Source organism: Kitasatospora sp. NPDC058965 (genome assembly GCF_042741245.1).
In the GTDB taxonomy this organism is placed as follows: Bacteria; Actinomycetota; Actinomycetes; order Streptomycetales; family Streptomycetaceae; genus Kitasatospora.
The window spans coordinates 1-15939 of sequence record NZ_JBHYKG010000195.1 but is presented as its reverse complement, the minus strand read 5'-3'; the positions used below and the strand labels follow the sequence as shown (position 1 = coordinate 15939).

Genomic DNA, 15939 nt, shown 5'->3' with positions numbered 1-15939 from the left:
GTGCACTGGGTGCACCGGACCGGCCCTTTTGCGTGCCGCCCGGCGGCCCCGCCCCCTCACAACCCCCGCACCACCACCGCCAGCACGGTCCGCAGCGCCTGCTCCGTCTCGGCGGCGGCCATGCCGCGCAGTGGTCCCTCCACGGTGAGGGCCGCGAAACCGTGCACCGCCGACCAGGCCGCGTACTCGGCCCCGGGACGGCGGTCGGCGGGCAGGGCGCCGACGGCCACCAGGTCGTCGAGCGCCGCGTTGAGCTGCTGGAAGGGGTGATCGGCGGTCAGCTCCGGGGGTGGGCCCGGCGGGTCCGGGTGGGCCGCTGCCGAGAAGGCCGTGCGGAACCAGCCCGGCTCGGCGTGTGCGAAGTCCACGTAGGCGCGGCCGAGGGCGTCCAGCCGGCCCCAGGCCCGTTCCGTCGCGCCGCCGGTGACGGCCCCCGTGCGGGCACGCATCAGGTCGCCGAGTTCCTGCATGCAGCGCTCGGCCACGGCGGCGACCAGCTCCCGGTGGTCGGCGAAGTGCCGGTAGGCCGCGTTGTGGGAGACGCCTGCCTGCCGGCTGGCCTCGCGCAGCCCGACGGCCTCCGGGCCGCCGCTGCGGGCCAGGGTCAGGCCGGCCGCCACCAGCGCCTGGCGCAGGTTGCCGTGGTGGTACCCCTGCTTCCCGTCCACCGGGCCCTCCGTTCCGCGAGATGTTGACGATGTCCACTTTGAGTGGAATAGTCCCATATGTAGCCGCTGTCAACATCTCCCTCCCCGTGGAGGCGACCATGCCCTCCCCGTCCGGCTCACGCCCTTCGATGGTCCTCGCGGTGGCCTGCCTGGCCGCCTTCGCCATCAACCTCGACACCACGATCGTGAACGTCGCGCTCCCCTCGATCGGTCGCGAACTGAACGCCACCACCCGCGACCTGCAGTGGATCGTCGACGGCTACAACCTCGCGTTCGCCGCCCTGGTGCTGGTCGCCGGGTCCCTGGGCGACCGCTTCGGCCGCCGCCCGGCGCTGCTGCTGGGCCTGGCCGGGTTCGGTGCCACCAGCGCGGTCGCCGCCACCGTCTCCAGCCCGGAGGCCCTGATCGCAGTGCGGTTCGCCATGGGCGCCTGCGCGGCCGTCATCTTCCCCACCACGCTCTCGGTGATCACCAACGCGTACCCGGTGCGGCGCGAACGCGCCCGGGCCATCGGACTGTGGGGCGCGGTCACCGGCCTCGGCGTGGCGGTGGGACCGCTCTGCGGCGGCCTGCTGCTGAGCCACTTCGGCTGGGTGTCCGTGTTCCTGGCCCTGGTGCCGGTCAGCGCACTCGCACTGGCCGCCGCCTGGCGCTGGGTGCCGGAGTCGCGCAGCCCCGAACAGGCGCGGCTGGACCCGCCCGGGCTGCTGGCCTCCTCGACGGCGGTCGGCCTGCTGGTCTACACGCTCATCGAGGCGCCCGCACGCGGCTGGTCCGCCCCGGCGACCGCCGCCGGGTTCGCCGGCGCCGTCGCGCTCGCCGTGGTCTTCGTCCTGATCGAGCGCCGCCGGGCCCGGCCCATGATCGACCTCTCGCTGTTCCGCACGCCCGCGTTCTCGGCGGCGAGCGGCTCGGTGACCATCGCCTTCTTCGCGCTCTTCGGCTTCATCTTCCTGGTCACCCAGTACTTCCAGTTCGTCCGCGGCTACAGCACCCTGTCGACCGGCACCCGGATCCTGCCCGTCGCGGCCTGCATCGCGGTCGGCTCGGTGGCCGGGGTGGCGCTGGCCACCCGGGTGGGCACCCGGTCCGTGGTGGTCGCGGGCCTGGTGCTGCTCGGGTGCGCGTTCGGCTGGATCGCCGCCTCCGCGACGTTCGTCGCCTACCCCCAGGTCGTCGGCCAGATGGTGCTGATCGGACTGGGCCTGGGGCTGACGACCGCCCCGGCGACCGAGTCGATCCTCAGCGTGCTGCCACCGGCCAAGGCGGGCCTGGGCTCCGCGGTGAACGACGCCACCCGGGAGACCGGGGGCACGCTCGGCGTCGCCGTCCTGGGCAGCATCTTCACCTCGCTGTACGCCGGACACCTCGGCGCCACGTCCTTCGCGGACCTGCCGCCCGCGCGGCTCGCCGAGGCCCGGGGCTCGGTCGCGGCCGCGCTGGGCACCGCGCGGGCCGGCGGCCGGGGCGACCTGCTGGCGGCGGTGCAGGACTCGTTCATGCACGGCTTCCACGTCGCCTGCCTGGTGGCCGCCGCGATCTGCCTGGCGGGCGCCCTCCCGGCGCTGGCCCTGCCCGGCCGCCTCGCCATGGCCACAGCGACGGCGCCTCCGGTCACTGCGGCCCGACCGGACCCGGCGACGCCCGCGGAGCGCGCACCGCACGCATCCTCCGCATCCCGCTCGGATCTGTCGGACCGCTCGGACCACTCGCACCGCTCGGCGGCGCAGGGCCTGCCCGCGGCGGGGCGCACGGATGCCTGACGGGTGGTCGGCGGTGCACCCCGCCGTCCCGGCGCGCCGCTCCTACGATGAGCCGTGGCCCGTTTCGAACTGACCCGCCGTTCACCGCTCACCGCCGCGGCCTGCTGGGACCGCCTCACCGACTGGCCCCGCCACGGCGACCGGGTGCCGTTCACCACGGTCCGCGCCGACCGCGGCTCGGGACGGCAGACGGGTGACACGGTGCTGGCGCGCACCCGGCTCGGACCGCTGGCCTTCGACGACCCGATGGAGATCGTCGGGCTGACGGTCCCGGCACCCGGGCGGGACGGGGTCTGCCGGTTGGAGAAGCGCGGGCGCGTGGTCCGCGGCTGGGCCGTGCTGACGGTCCACCCACTGCACCCCGAGGGCGGCACCGAGGTGACCTGGACGGAGGAGATCTCGATCGCGCGCCTCCCCCGCGCCGTCGACCCGCTGGTGGCCCGGTCGGGTCGAGCCGTCTTCGGGAGGGTCCTGACCCACCTCCTGTCCTGACCCGCCCTCTTGGCCTGACCCGCTCGCTGTCCTGACCCGCCCCTGTTCCGTCCGGCTGTCCGCCGCGCCGGTCAGAGGGAGTAGCCGGTGGGCCGCATGGCCGTGGTCAGACCCAGCGCACCGCGGACGGCCTGGGCGGCGTCCATGCTGTCGTGCTCGGCGGCCCGGGCCGAGGCGATCCGGTCGCGGATCTCGCCGGTGGTGTCCGAGGCGGCTGCCGCCTGCCACGAGCCGACCGCCATCCGGTGCTGGTCCAGCACGTGGCCGAACTGCTCCTCCGCTCCGGCCGGCGGTCCGATCCGCCGCAGCGCCTCCAACGTCTGCTGCTCGGCGGCGACCATCTCCTTCGCCCACGCCGTCAGATCGGCGTCACCCGCGCCCTTCCACCCGTCCAGCCCCTCCGCGGAGACACCGTCGTACGGGCGAACGGCGTCGAGGTACTGGCGCTGCGCGGCGTTCAGCCGGGACGGATCGGCGCGCAGCGAGCCGGTGAGCAGGAAGCTGCGGCCCGCGTAGAGGCAGGTGGCGCTCGGGTGGTCCTTGAGCTCCTGCTCCGTCGGGGGCACGACCTCCATCGCGACGTTGGCCGGCGCGGCCCAGAAGTCCGGGTTGTAGTCGGCCATCGGCTCCCGGCAGGCCTTGCGCGCGCCGACGACCCGGTCGGTGGTGCCGGCCCCGGCGAGGTCGACGGCGGGGCGGGCGATCACCTCACCGTAGTGCGGCTCGGCACAGGCGACCCGGACCACCCCGCTGCTCCCGGTGAACGAGCGGTCCGGGTGGGCCGGCAGGCGGAAGCAGCTGCCGGCTCCGAGCGAGCCGAGCGCCACCGGGCGGCCCCCGTCCGAGGTCAACAGACCGCTCACCGCACCGACGGCGACCAGCACGGCCACGACGACACCCCCGACGAGCCAGACCCGCCCCTTGCCCCGAGGCCCGCCGACGCCGCCCCACGGCACCCGCCCGCCGCCCGACACGACGTCCGGGGCCCCGGTGGACCCGTCGGACGAAGCGGACACGACGCCCTGCGGCGACCCGTCAGGTATGGACACGCACTGCTCCCTACGGTGTTCGCCCGACGGTCCCGGGCCCGCGATCCCGCGCGACCCTACCGCAGCGCGGGGAACGGAATACCAGCAGGTGGCAGGCCTGACGGGGACGACCTCGGCCCCCGTCGCCGCAGGGGAACGTCCGACGCGTCCGTATGATCGGCGCAGTATCGGGCGCGGAGCAAGGAGTCAGGACCGTGAGCCGGCGGGGTTGGGGGCGTCGTCGCGATCTCCGGTTGGCCGACTCGTTGGCCAAGGAGGCTCACGAGCTGGTCGCTGACGACCGGTGGGCGGACGCCGAACCCCTACGGCGCCGGGAGATCGAGCTGCGTGGCCGGTGGCTGGGCCCGGACTCGGTACCCGTCCTGAGCAGCAGGTACATCCTGGCCCTCGGCCTGTTCGTGCAGCGGCGCCGCGAGGAGGTGGTTGCCGAACTGCTCGACCTGCTCCCGCCGTTCGTGGCCGCGCGGGGCGAGGATCATCCCGACAGCACTCATGCACGGATGACACTGGCCGTGTCCCTCCTCGCGCTGCGGCGCTTCCACGAGGCCGAGGAGCAGTACGGGAGGGTCCTGGCCTGCCACGCGACCGTGGACGACGTGCGCGTGAAGGCGGGCCGACTCCGGGCCTTCGCCCTCACCTGCCAGGGCCGTCACCGCGAAGCCGCCGACGCTTTGGACACGTGCCTGCAGGAGGCCGCCCCCGTCCTCGGGACGAGTCACACGGCCGTGCTCGAAGCCCGCATCAGCCGCATCAACCAGCTCGCGGTCCTGGCCGAGCACGCGCTCGTGGAGCGTGAGTGCCAGGACCTCCTGGGCACCCTCGACGACCAGGATCCGCGGCACGGCCGGGTGACCGGTGTCCGGGTCTACCAGCTCAACAGCACCGGCCGCTACGCCGAAGCCGAGGCCGCCGTCCGCAAGGCCCTCACCGACCATGCCCAGCTCCCCCTGCACGTCGGCCTCGCCCGCTGCCTCAACGGCCAAGCACGCCACGAGGAAGCGCTCCGAGCCCTGTCCGACGCGCAAGAGCATCCGAGGGCCGGCACGGCGGACTCGAGGCTCCTGCTCGCCACGGTGACAGCCCAGGCCCTGCTCGGGCTCGGGCGCCCCGAGGACGCCGAGGGGCAGGCCCGCCAAGCCGTCGACGCGGCCGGCGAAGCCCGCTACCCACCCATCCACCACCGCGCGCTGGAAGCCGCCATCACCCTGGCCGCCGCGATCGCCGCGCAAGGCCGGCCTGCGGAGGCGGAACAGCACCTCACCCGTTGCGCCGCCGACGCGCAGGCGCACTTCGGCCCCGACCACCCGCACACCCTCGCCGCCCGAACGGCGCTGGCCGCCCTGCGCCGGAGCTGACCCACGGACCAGGCGGGGAGCGCGGGCCGGTCCGCGCTGCGCTGTCCCGGCCACAACAACCGTCTTCAGTCGGCGCTCGCCGCCCTGCCGGGCCGCATGGACGCCCACCCGAACGGCCCGGGTCCTCACCCTCCTCGTCCAGGAGGTCCAGCGGGTCCTCGCCCGGGCGTCCGCAGAGGTCGCCGCCCTGGGCGCACAGGCCCAGGCCGTTCCCCGCCCATAGCAGCCGACCTGACGACCTGTCAGGCAGTCGGTACCCAGTAGCGCCGCTTGTCGCCGTCGGTGTCGAGGAACTCGCCGCCGTTGGCCTCGATCACGCGCCGGGAGGCGGTGTTCGCCTCGTCGCAGGTCAGCAGTGCCCGCGTGATGCCGAGCCCGCGGGCGACGGGCAGCGCGGCGGCGAGCATCGCGGTCGCGTGACCCCGACGGCGGGCGCCGGGGCGGACGTCGTAGCCGATGTGGCCGCCGACCCGTTCGAGGGCCGGCGTGAGCCGGTGGCGGATCGCGAGCCGGCCGAGCATCTCCTCGCCCTCGACCCACCAGAGCGTCGTCATCGGCACGAACCCGTTCCGCACCGCACCGTCCTCGGTCCGCTCACCCAGCACCCGCGCGACGTAGGCCGCGAACGCGTCGGCGTCCGTCAACGCCGGCGGATCGACGTTGGTGACGAACCACGGCACCCCCTGCTCGCGGTCGGCGTGGAACTCGGCCACGGCCGCCAGGAAGGACGGGCGCAGTCGGACGGTCGGGTCGATCAACTCCGGCATTCGATCATGATGCCCGCCCGACCGGCAGGGCTCCAGCGGTTTTCGACACGCCGGATCGGTGGGACGGCCCACCGGCTCACCGCGAACTCACGACTCAGTAGCGGCGCTCGTAGAGCGCCCGCAGCCACGGCTCCCGGACCTCGGGCATCCCGGCCAAGGTCCGGCGGAACGCCTCGAAGGAGGGCTGGAACGCCCGCCCTGGGTACGGTGGCAGCGGATCGTCCCGTTCCACACCTGCCGGCAGTCCGCCGACCACCGGCAACCGGGTCCGGTGCGGCGGGAAAGCCAGCTCGGCCCAGAGCGCGGCCTCCACCGGCAGGGCCTGCGCACCGGTGCTCGGCCGCCACACCAGCCCGGTCTGCGGATGGACCGGCACCAGGAGCAGCTCGGCCGCCGGCTCACCACGCCCGGGCCCCGCAAGGTCGAGTCGCCGGGCGTCGCCCCCGGCCGGAAGCAGCTGGGCGACTGCCCAGCCGAACAGCTCTGCGACCGGACCGGGCGCCACCTCGACCGGCCGTCCCCCGGAGGCCACCACCAGGTGGGCCAGGGCCGCACCGGCCGGGATGTCCCGGTAGTCGCTCAGGCCGCGCCACAAGGCGCCGTCCGTCAGCAGCTCGGACCAGTCCAGGACCGGGCGCTCGGGCGGGGCGGGCAACCGCACCACCGCCCCGGGCGGGAGCTGGACCTGCTGCCACTGCCCGCAGTCGTCGATCCGGGTCCCCACCGGCAGTCCGCAGCCGAGGCAGGCGAGGTTCGGTCCGTCGCGCCCGTCGATCCCCATGCAGTACCCGTCGGCACGCTCCAGGACCAGCCTGGTGCCCCGCACGTCGCCGGGCGCGAGCAGCACCGTGCCTGACGGCCCGTCGGACAGGGCGTCGACCGGTGCGAAGAATCCCCGCTCCGCGGCCTCCTCGGCGCTGAACTCCCCGGCGAGCCGCCAGGGCGATCCTCGGCGCCCCGGGTCGACGGCGTACGTCCCGGCCTCCAGGACCGGCGGGTGCAGCGTCTCCCAGTAGGTGTCGACCAGGTGGACCGGCAGCGCCACCTGCGACACCGCCGCCGTCAGGGCCGCTCCGCAGCCCGCACACCCGAACACCGCCAAGCCGCCGTCCCCTCCCCTGCCGAAACCCCTGCATCCCACCAGGCCGGTCCCGGCGGCGCCACCGGTTTTCCCAGTGCCCCGGCGCACCCGGCACCCGGCGGCGGAGGCGGTGCGCGGGCAGGCCCGGCATCCCGGTCACGACGGCCGCCGGCCCGCCGGTAGGGTCGTGGGTGTGGAGAGCGAGCCGTTCGTGGACGAGGAGAGCGACCACGACGTGTGCTGGATCTGCCCGGCGTTGCGGTTCCCGGCCGGTGGGTTCGACGTCTACGAGCGACCGACCCGCGAGTGTCCGTACGATCCGGCCGACGGCTTCCGCTACACGGCCGACCGTGTGCCGGTCTGCGTGCACCCCTACGACGTCGGCCTGCCGCCCGGGCGGTACGCGACCGACGGCCTGCCGGTGCCCGCGCCCGCCCGGCGCCGTGCCGCGCCCGCACCTACGCCGACAGCAGCGGAGGCCGTCCCGGGGCCCGAGGCTGTCCGCCGGAGCGCGCCGGGAGCCTTGCCCCGCCGCCTCCCGTTCCGGCGGCGCAAGCCCGCCGCGCGGTACACGGGGGCGGTGCCGTCAGGGCTGCCCGCGGAGCTGGACGGCTTGGCGGCGTGGGTCGGGCAGCTGGTGCGCGGTGCGGCACCGGAAGACCTGGCCGACGTGCTGGCCGGCGCCGAGGCCGCGGCGCTGGCGAGGTTTCCCGAGGACGCGGTGCTTGCCGTGATGCGCCGCGCGCTGTCGGGTGGCTAGGCCGGGGGCCGACGCCGGAGCGGACGCGGCGGGCAGGCGTTCCCGGGGCTCAGGTGTCCGGCTGCGTCCACCAGACCCGGACGCGATCGGTGGCGACGTCGTACCCCAGCAGCGGCGGTGTGCCGCCGCCCTCGGGGAAGAGGGGGACCGGTTTGCCCAGGCGCCGCCCGATCGCGGTGAGGAAGCTGCACAGGACGTCCAGGCGGTCCTGGCCCTGGAGTTCCCGCAGGTCGAGGTCGAAGTCGATCTGCTCCTCACCGAGGAACCGGAAGATCGCGCAGACCTCGGGGGCCGGCCACACCCGCAGCGTCGGGCAGTCGGCGTCGGCCGGGCGGGACAGCACGGTGTCGGCGCGGGGCAGCGGCAGCTCCGTCCCGCCCTCGGCGTACGTGTGGGCCCAGCCCCGTTCCTGGATCAGGTCGAGCACGGCCTGCCAGTCGGCGGCCACCGTGTCCTCGACGAACACGTCCGGCAGGCAGGCCCCGTCGGTCGGGTCGAGCAGCCACGCGACGTGGTCGGGCCAGCGCAGATCGGTCATCCCGACATCCTGCCTGCCGGCTCCCACCGCGCCGAAACGGATTTCGGCCACGCCGACAGGGCCGCCCACGGTGTTCCGGCAGACTGGGCGTCGGAGCCAGACTGCGTGTCAGAACCAGAGCCGACCGTCCACCCGCAGGAGCACCCGTGTCCGCCACCCCCGCCGACGAGCAGCAGAGCCGGCCGAGCCACCTCGCGATAGCGAATCTGATCGCCCGTTACGCCGAGCTCGTGGACGACGGCGACTTCGCCGGGCTCGGGGCCCTGCTCGCGGACGCGACGTTCGTGGGCAGTGGTGAGCCGGTGCACGGCCGGGAGGCGATCGAGCGGATGTTCCGCGACACGGTGATCCGCTACGCCGACGGCACGCCGCGCACCCAGCACGTCACCACGAACCTCGCCGTCGAGGTGGACGAGGCGGGCGGCACCGCGGTCGCCCGCTCGTACGTCACCGTGTTCCAGGCACTGCCCGAGCTGCCGTTGCAGGCCATCGCCGCCGGGCGGTACCACGACCGGTTCGAACGGCGCGACGGCCAGTGGCACTTCACCGAGCGGCGGGTCCGGATCACCCTCGTCGGGGACGTCAGCCGCCACCTCCGCCGGGCGGCCGAACCGACCGGACCGGCTCGGCAGGCGTAGTCGGCCGACCGACTGTCGTCCGACACACGTGTGACGGGGTCGGGGCCGGTGCAGACGCGATGCCACGGACACACGTGTGCTCGGGCGGCCGGCGAACCGTCGCCACGACGACGCGCCCGGGTGCGGCCACGGGTCAGGGGCGGGCCCCGGTCCGCAGCGGTCCGGCGAACGACTTGCGCAGGGCGGACGGGGCGACCACGGGCAGCAGCGAGGCCAGCATCTTCCCCTTGAGGCCGGCCGGCTCGCGGGTCAGTTGGACATCGACCAGGGTGCCCCGCCCCTCGGGGGTCATCGTGAAGACCCAGCCGCCGCCGGCCCCGAAGAGCTTGGAGTCGAGGGTGGTCACGGTGACCCGGTGGCCCTCGGGGTCCCACTCGTAACGCGCGCGCTCCCAGGCCGCAGCGGTGCCCTCGGTCACCTCGGCGAAGGTGTCGCCGAGCTCGTGCACCGCGAAGTGCTCGGCGTCGATGGTGGGCCAGGCCTGGGGGCGGGACGGGCCGAAGTCGGTGAGCACGCCCAGCACCTCCTTGGGGCTGAGGGTGGAGCGGAGCTGGATGCGTACGACTGCCATGGCACGTCCTCGATGTGTCGCTGGTCTGCTTGAGTAACCGTCTTGACTGGTGACGACTTTTCCACATCAGCCGTAACCAGTCAAGACAGTGACGCCCCGAAGGGGCGGGGAATCAGAGGTGGTCGGCGTCGACGACGGCCTGGGCGAAGGCGGTGGGCGCCTCCTGGGGGAGGTTGTGGCCCACGCCGCCCAGGGTGCGGTGGAGGTAGCGGCCGGTGAAGAAGGACCGGTAGGAGCTGCCGTCGCCCGGAGCCGCGAACGGGTCCAGCGCCGGATCGAGCGTCACGGTGGGCACGGTGATCCTGGGGCGGGCCGCGAGCTTGCGCTCGTAGGCGTCGTACTCGGGCTCCCCCGCGGCGAGTCCGAGGCGCCAGCGGTAGTTGTGGATGACGACGGCCGGGTAGTCGGGGTTCTCGAACGCCGCCGCGGTGCGGGCGAAGGTGGCGTCGTCGAACTGCCAGCCGGGCGAGACGGTGTTCCAGACCAGTCGACACAGGGCCGGACGGTCGACGGGGCTCTCCATCGCCAGGCGGCCGCGCTCGGTGGCGAAGTAGAACTGGTACCACCAGGTGTGCTCGGCTGCCGGGGCGAGCGGCTTCGCCTGCGCCGCCACGTCGGTGACGAGGTATCCGCCGACCGACACCAGTGCCCTGACCCGCTCGGGCCACAGGGCCGCGATGATGTCGGCGGTGCGCGCACCCCAGTCGAACCCGGCCAGCACCGCCTTGTCGATCCTGAGCGCGTCCATCAGCGCGATGACGTCGAGGGCGACCGCGGACTGCTGGGCGTTGCGGAAGGTGTCGGCCGACCGGAACCGGGTGGTCCCGTGTCCGCGCAGGTAGGGGACGACGACCCGGTAGCCCTCCGCCGCCAGCAGCGGGGCCACGTCGACGAAACTGTGGATGTCGTAGGGCCAGCCGTGCAGGCAGATCACCGCCGGACCGTGCGCCGGACCGAGTTCCGCGTACCCGATGTCGAGCACACCGGCGCGCACCTGCTTCAGCGCGGCGAACTCCGTGTGGGTGCCCGGCACCACGGTCGGCACGGTGGGCGCGGGACCGCGGGAGCCTCCGGCCCGCCCGGTGGTGGTGGCGGCGGCCGTGGGCAGCCCGATCGCCGACACGGCGGTCGCGCCCGCGCCCAGTCCGACGGCCCTGGTGAAGCTGCGCCTGTTCATGGTGGTCCTCCGTCGCTCGTTCTCACTGGTGTCGAGTGCTGCAGGGGTGGTGGTACCGACTCTCGGGCCGGCGGGGAGCAGCCGCATCCGTCAGGTGACGGTGGGTCGGGACCGCGGGCGCGCGTCACACGGGCTGCCCAACAGCCCGTGCGACACCCGCGCGCGGCCCGGGCCGTTCGGCGGTCCGACCGTCGGGGGCCGGTCGGACCTGTTCGGGGGGGTCAGCGGCGGTCGGCCGGGACGCAGCGGAAGCTCGCCGCCGCGGCCGGGTCGCCGTGGCCCGAGTAGCGGGACACCATCGGGTAGCGGCACAGGTCGCGGGTGACGGCCCGGCCCGTCGCGGTGGTGAGCGTCGCGGTGAGCGTCTGCGGGGCCCTGCCGTGCTCGACCCAGTCGGTCAGCGCCGCCAGGTCGTTGGTCCCGCCGCCGTTGAGCGCGCAGTGCGCGGTCCCGGGGGCGAGGAAGAGCCGGTAGAAGTCGTCGACCCGCTTCGTGCCGCCCATCGCCCGGTCGACCCGCTCGCGGTAGTCGACGGTGCCCCGGGTGGGGATGAGCTGGTCGGCCTCGCCCTGCCAGGTCAGCAGCTTGCCGCCGGCCCGGCGGAACGCCGTCAGGTCCGGGTCGTCGGTCCCGATCACCTTGTCGTACTCGTCCTTGGACTGCGCGAACACCTGGGCGAACCGGTCGTACGTGAGCGTCGAGGTGTCGAAGGAGGGCTGCTTGAGGACGAACGAGGCGACCCAGGCGGCCGGCACGCCGAACGGCCGGCCCGTGACGCTGCCGTCGGGCGCGGTCTGCGTCGCCGCCAGCCAGGAGAAGTCGGCACCGACCGGCAGGCCGTACCAGAGCCGCTCGCCCGAGGCCGAGCGCGGACCGTCCCAGATCTTCCGGACCACGGCGGCGTCGGCGGCCGTGATGGTCACCTCCTTGCCCTCGCACAGCACCGTGGTGCCGACCAGCCGGGCGGGGTCGAAGTCGCAGGCCCCGGGGTCGGACACCAGGCCGTCCGTGACGCCGTCGAGCCCGTCGCAGGCCTTGAGGACGGCCTGGTTGAAGGCGTTGAACTCGCACGCGGTGGGATAGGTCTTCTCCTCGTGCATCACCACCTGCGGCCACAGCGTGGCGACCTCGAACTCGTCCCAGTTGACGGCGGGCGCGTCGGCGAGGATGCCGTTGTAGTCCGCCGGGTACTTCTGGGCCTCCATGTACCCCTCGCGACCGCCGGTCGAGCAGCCGGTGAAGTAGGAGTACGAGGCCGACCTGCCGTAGACCGCGGCCACCACCTCCTTGCCGACCACCGCCGTCTCGTGCTGCGAGCGGGAGGCGAAGTTCTCCAACAGCGCCGCGTTCACCCGGCCCCGGCCGTCCAGCGCCCAGCCGGTGTCGAGCGCGTCGCCGATCCCGGCGTCCGTGGTGGCCGCGGCGTAGCCGCCCTTGACCGCCGTGCCGAGCCCGACCCCGTTGTCGCCCGCGGAGTAGGCGGCGCCGCCGACCGCCTGGAAGCGGCCGTTCCACCCGGCGGCCGGCAGCCAGACCCGCACCTTCGCGTGGTCGTCGGCACCGGGGTGGGTGACGGTCAGCGTCACCTCGCAGTACGGCGGGACGTCGGCGACGCTGCCGCCCACCACGCCGGTCCCCCGGACCGTGCCGCCGGCCCGGCGCGCCGCGGTGACGGACTCGATCCTGGTCCCGGCCGGCGCCGGCACCCGCACGGCCGCACAGCCGGCCGCGGCGGGCCCGGCGGCCGTGGCCGAGGCAGTGGTCGGCAGGAACATCGCCGCCGTCAGCGGCAGCACGGCCGCGGAGCACATGAGGGTTCGTCGCATCGTTTCCCGTCCTAGGGATGAGGTAGCGGGCCGGCCGTGGCACGGGCGCCGGTCCCGGTGGGTCGGCGCGCCACGGCGGCGGCGGTGGTCGTGGGTCACACTCTGGTGCGCGAAAAGCTGCTGTGTATCAGAGACTTGACGGTTCGTCAGTTGACGGTCCGCCACGGGCCGCGTCGCAGGCCTGTGCCTCACCCGCCCTCCGCGTCACCTGTCTAACTGGTGACGATGGTGGCACGATACGTGTGCCCCGTCAACGCGACAGGTGTGCCCGGGCAGGTGGATGTGTCAGGATGAGGGCCGCAGCCAGGTCGGGTGCGCAGAGTCGTCCGCACGCAACGCAGGGGGTGAACCGGCGATGACCGACCAGTCGGCCGCCTCGCTCCGGTCGCGGTACGTGGCACAGGCCGCGTCGGACCTGGAGCAGAACCGGCATCGGCAGCAGGCGCTGCTGGAGCAGATCAAGACGCTGCGGCAGGAGGAGGCCCTCCTGCTGGACATCCTGAGCCTCGCCGAGCGCTACGCGGACCCGGCGGACCCCGCGCCGCCGGAGCAACCCGCGGACGAGTCGGCGCACCACAGGCCGACGCACGACGGGCCTACGCACGACGGTCGGCCGACGGCCGTGCCGCGGGGGGCCGGGTCCGCAGGGGCCGGGTCGAGGGGCGCCGCACCGAAGGGGCGGCCGACGCAGGCGGTGCTCCTGGGCGACCTCCTGCTGGAGCTGCTGGCCGCCCACCGCGAACCGCGCTCGGCACAGGAACTGCGGGCGGAACTGCTGCGCAAGCACCCGGACCGGGAGCCCACGGCGCAGGTCGTCCGGAACTCGCTGGAGTCGCTCGTCGCCAAGGGACGCGTGCAGCGCGACAAGGCGGAGCGGTCGGTCAGGTACACCCCGCTGCGGGGCGACCAGGGCTGAGCCGGACGGCCCGTCGCGCCGGCGGACCCGCCGTCAGGCGCCGCCGCCCTGTCGGCGCGCCCGGTAGCTCGCGGCCTTGACCCGGTTGCCGCAGGTCGCCATCGCGCACCACTCCCGCCGGTGGCCGCGCGAGCGGTCCAGGTAGACCTGGGTGCACTCCGGGCGCGCGCACTCGCGCAGCAACTCCGCCTCGTCGCCCCCGAGGATCCGCACGGCCTCGCGGGCCAGCGAGGTCAGCGCCTGGCTCGCCGACCCGGTGCGGGTGGTGCCGTCGGGCCCCAGCCGCAGCGCCACCGGCAGACCCGCCGCCTGCCGGTTCAGCGCGGCCACCGGCCGGGGCGACAGGGGTCGGCCCGCGAGGCGGTCCGCGACCAGCTCGTAGACCGCTTCCCGCAGGTCCACCGCGATCGCGAGATCGGTCTCGTCGGCACCCGGCGCCGCATCCAGCATCCCCGCCTCGACGAACCAGCTGTCCAGCAGGGCGGGCGCGGCGAGCTTCTCCAGCGGCTCGGCGTTGCGCCGCGCACGCAGCGTGCCGACGAAGTCGAGCGGCAGGGTCCCGCACGGAAAGGCATGATCCACGTCACCATATTGACCAGTGACGCCCGAGAAGGCAACTCCGGCGACGCGCGCACCGGCAAGCGGCGCGCCCGGGGCGAAGGCCGGGGCAAGCGGCGCGCCCGGGGCGAAGGCCGGGGCAAGCGGCGCGCCCGGGGCGAAGGCCGGGGCAAGCGGCGCGCCCGGGGCGAAGGCCGGGACGGCCGAGCATCGCCCGGATCCACGGGGCCGACTGATCGCGTGCGCCCCGGCCCGCACGCCGTGGACGGATCCACTCGTGTGAGGGTGGGCCCGCCCCGGGTGCGCCGTCGGTGATCCGGCCGGGGCGGGAGTGCACCATCGGGTATGGCATCTGGTCCGGGCCCGGCCGGCGAGCGGGGCGAGCGGTGGTGGCCGGTGGGGTTGGCGATCGCGGTGGCCGGCGGGCTGCACGTGGCGCTGCCGGGGCGCTACCGGGTCGACCCCGCCTGGGTGGTGCCGGTCGTGCTCGCCGTGCTGCTGGCGGTCCTGGTGGTCGGGGACCCCGGCCGGATCGACCGGCAGCAGCCCTGGCTCCGGGCGGTCACCGACGTCCTGATCGGGTTCATCACGGTGGCGAACGTGTTCGCGGGGGTCCACCTGGTGGTGGACATCCTGACCAACAACAAGCTGTTCGCCAACAACGCCACCGGGCTGCTGGCCGCCGGCGGGGTGGTCTGGGTGACGAACGTGATCGCCTTCGCGCTCTGGTACTGGGACCTGGACCGCGGTGGGGCCGCCGCCCGGGCGCACCGGCCCTCGGCGAACCCGGTGTTCGTCTTCCCCGAGATGCAGCACACGGCCTACGCCTCGCCCGACTGGGTCCCGGTCTTCGCCGACTACCTCTCGCTGGCCTTCTGGACCGCCACCGCCTTCAGCCCCACCGACGTCTCCGCGATCAAGCCGTGGGCCAAACTGCTGATGATGGCCCAGGCCGCGGCCTCCCTGGTCGTGGCGGCGCTGGTGATCGCCCGCGCGATCAACATCCTGCAGTGACGCCGCGCACCCGCGGGAATGTCCTCCCCGTGGTCGGCGTTGTGGAGACCAGCAGCCGAATGGAAACGACAACCATTTCCTGACGGCTGCCGACACCGCTCGACCATCCGACCCGGGAGGACACCATGGCCCGTAGCGACCTGCGCCCGATCACCACACTCCGGTCGACCGCCGGCACCGGCTACACCTACGCCACGCGGAAGAACCGCCGGAACGACCCCGACCGGCTCGTGCTGCGCAAGTACGACCCGGTCGTCGGCCGGCACGTCGACTTCCGCGAGCAGCGCTGACCCCGTCCCCTCTCCCCACCGAACTCTCCCGACCGGCGAAGGAGCCTCCCGTGCAGCACGGCATCCACCCCGCCTACCGGCCCGTCGTCTTCCGCGACCGGGTCGGCGGGCTCACCTTCCTCACCCGTTCGACGGCCACCGCCGACCGCACCGTCGAGTGGGCCGACGGCACCACCCGCCCCGTCGTCGACGTCGAGGTCTCCTCGGCGAGCCACCCCTTCTACACCGGCAACGCCCGCGTGCTGGACACCGCCGGCCGCGTCGAGCGCTACCACCGCCGGTACGGCCGGGGTGACGGCGCCGGCCACTGAGCCGCGGGACGCCCCCGGCAGCCGTGCAGGCTCAGGCCCGGGGGTTGCGGGGGGGGGGGGGGGGGGGGGGGGGGGGGGGGGGGGGCCCGGGGGGGGGGGGGGGGGGGCCCCCCCCCCCCCCCCCGGGGGGGGCCCCCGCGGGGGGGGGCCCCCCCCCCGACCCCC

General features: G+C 74.6%; 18 protein-coding genes. 9 read left to right on the top strand and 9 right to left on the bottom strand.

From position 1 onward, the window contains the following. Window positions 1-56 precede the first annotated feature (56 nt). Window positions 57-668 (bottom strand): TetR/AcrR family transcriptional regulator, encoded by a 612-nt coding sequence (locus tag ACFW1A_RS27075; RefSeq protein ID WP_380412926.1) that lies wholly within the window; start codon window positions 666-668, stop codon window positions 57-59. A gap of 98 nt (window positions 669-766) precedes the next feature. On the opposite strand from ACFW1A_RS27075, the gene ACFW1A_RS27070 reads away from it, so the two are divergent. Next, on the top strand, window positions 767-2431 hold the full coding sequence (locus ACFW1A_RS27070; protein ID WP_380412925.1) for an MFS transporter: 1665 nt from the start codon (window positions 767-769) through the stop codon (window positions 2429-2431). A 54-nt stretch (window positions 2432-2485) separates the two neighbouring features. After that, window positions 2486-2923, top strand: coding sequence for an SRPBCC family protein (locus tag ACFW1A_RS27065; protein ID WP_380412923.1), 438 nt, complete (start codon window positions 2486-2488; stop codon window positions 2921-2923). A 71-nt stretch (window positions 2924-2994) separates the two neighbouring features. Here ACFW1A_RS27065 and ACFW1A_RS27060 read toward each other — a convergent pair whose 3' ends face one another. After that, on the bottom strand, window positions 2995-3972 hold the full coding sequence (locus tag ACFW1A_RS27060; protein ID WP_380412921.1) for a hypothetical protein: 978 nt from the start codon (window positions 3970-3972) through the stop codon (window positions 2995-2997). 233 nt (window positions 3973-4205) lie between these two features. Between ACFW1A_RS27060 and ACFW1A_RS27055 the strand changes: the two genes are divergently transcribed. Then, window positions 4206-5327 (top strand): tetratricopeptide repeat protein, encoded by a 1122-nt coding sequence (locus tag ACFW1A_RS27055; RefSeq protein ID WP_380412919.1) that lies wholly within the window; start codon window positions 4206-4208, stop codon window positions 5325-5327. A gap of 242 nt (window positions 5328-5569) precedes the next feature. Here the strand turns inward: ACFW1A_RS27055 and ACFW1A_RS27050 are convergent, their stop codons facing one another. Both ACFW1A_RS27050 and ACFW1A_RS27045 read right to left on the bottom strand, forming a co-directional pair. Further along, complete coding sequence (locus tag ACFW1A_RS27050; protein WP_380412917.1) at window positions 5570-6094, bottom strand: GNAT family N-acetyltransferase; 525 nt, start codon at window positions 6092-6094, stop codon at window positions 5570-5572. Between the two features lie 94 nt (window positions 6095-6188). Beyond that, on the bottom strand, window positions 6189-7139 hold the full coding sequence (locus ACFW1A_RS27045) for a hypothetical protein (RefSeq protein WP_380412915.1): 951 nt from the start codon (window positions 7137-7139) through the stop codon (window positions 6189-6191). Window positions 7140-7368: 229 nt separating this feature from the next. Between ACFW1A_RS27045 and ACFW1A_RS27040 the strand changes: the two genes are divergently transcribed. After that, window positions 7369-7935 carry a hypothetical protein gene (locus ACFW1A_RS27040; RefSeq protein ID WP_380412913.1) on the top strand — a complete coding sequence of 189 codons (567 nt, stop codon included), beginning with the start codon at window positions 7369-7371 and terminating at the stop codon, window positions 7933-7935. Window positions 7936-7984: 49 nt separating this feature from the next. Here the strand turns inward: ACFW1A_RS27040 and ACFW1A_RS27035 are convergent, their stop codons facing one another. Further along, window positions 7985-8473 carry a hypothetical protein gene (locus ACFW1A_RS27035; protein ID WP_380412911.1) on the bottom strand — a complete coding sequence of 163 codons (489 nt, stop codon included), beginning with the start codon at window positions 8471-8473 and terminating at the stop codon, window positions 7985-7987. A 146-nt stretch (window positions 8474-8619) separates the two neighbouring features. Between ACFW1A_RS27035 and ACFW1A_RS27030 the strand changes: the two genes are divergently transcribed. Then, window positions 8620-9111, top strand: coding sequence for a nuclear transport factor 2 family protein (locus tag ACFW1A_RS27030; RefSeq protein ID WP_380412909.1), 492 nt, complete (start codon window positions 8620-8622; stop codon window positions 9109-9111). A gap of 133 nt (window positions 9112-9244) precedes the next feature. On the opposite strand, the gene ACFW1A_RS27025 is transcribed toward ACFW1A_RS27030, so the two are convergent. From ACFW1A_RS27025 to ACFW1A_RS27015, 3 genes are all read right to left on the bottom strand, one after another. Beyond that, on the bottom strand, window positions 9245-9682 hold the full coding sequence (locus tag ACFW1A_RS27025) for a hypothetical protein (protein WP_380412907.1): 438 nt from the start codon (window positions 9680-9682) through the stop codon (window positions 9245-9247). Window positions 9683-9794: 112 nt separating this feature from the next. Continuing rightward, window positions 9795-10859: an alpha/beta fold hydrolase gene (locus ACFW1A_RS27020; protein WP_380412905.1), complete on the bottom strand. Its 1065-nt coding sequence runs from the start codon at window positions 10857-10859 to the stop codon at window positions 9795-9797. 221 nt (window positions 10860-11080) lie between these two features. After that, window positions 11081-12685: a DUF6351 family protein gene (locus ACFW1A_RS27015; protein WP_380412902.1), complete on the bottom strand. Its 1605-nt coding sequence runs from the start codon at window positions 12683-12685 to the stop codon at window positions 11081-11083. A 355-nt stretch (window positions 12686-13040) separates the two neighbouring features. Here ACFW1A_RS27015 and ACFW1A_RS27010 point away from each other — a divergent pair, with 355 nt between their 5' ends. Further along, window positions 13041-13601: a hypothetical protein gene (locus ACFW1A_RS27010; protein WP_380412900.1), complete on the top strand. Its 561-nt coding sequence runs from the start codon at window positions 13041-13043 to the stop codon at window positions 13599-13601. Between the two features lie 33 nt (window positions 13602-13634). Here ACFW1A_RS27010 and ACFW1A_RS27005 read toward each other — a convergent pair whose 3' ends face one another. Then, window positions 13635-14183, bottom strand: a complete 549-nt coding sequence (locus ACFW1A_RS27005; protein WP_380412898.1) for a CGNR zinc finger domain-containing protein — start codon at window positions 14181-14183, stop codon at window positions 13635-13637. Window positions 14184-14504: 321 nt separating this feature from the next. Between ACFW1A_RS27005 and ACFW1A_RS27000 the strand changes: the two genes are divergently transcribed. The 3 genes from ACFW1A_RS27000 to ACFW1A_RS26990 all read left to right on the top strand — a co-directional run bounded on the left by ACFW1A_RS27000 (window position 14505) and on the right by ACFW1A_RS26990 (window position 15774). After that, window positions 14505-15173: a hypothetical protein gene (locus tag ACFW1A_RS27000; protein ID WP_380412896.1), complete on the top strand. Its 669-nt coding sequence runs from the start codon at window positions 14505-14507 to the stop codon at window positions 15171-15173. 125 nt (window positions 15174-15298) lie between these two features. Further along, entirely contained in the window at window positions 15299-15463 is a 165-nt protein-coding gene (gene rpmG / locus ACFW1A_RS26995; protein ID WP_380412894.1) for a 50S ribosomal protein L33, read from the top strand. Between the two features lie 50 nt (window positions 15464-15513). Next, window positions 15514-15774, top strand: a complete 261-nt coding sequence (locus tag ACFW1A_RS26990) for a type B 50S ribosomal protein L31 (protein ID WP_380412892.1) — start codon at window positions 15514-15516, stop codon at window positions 15772-15774. The last annotated feature ends 165 nt before the right edge of the window (window positions 15775-15939 follow it).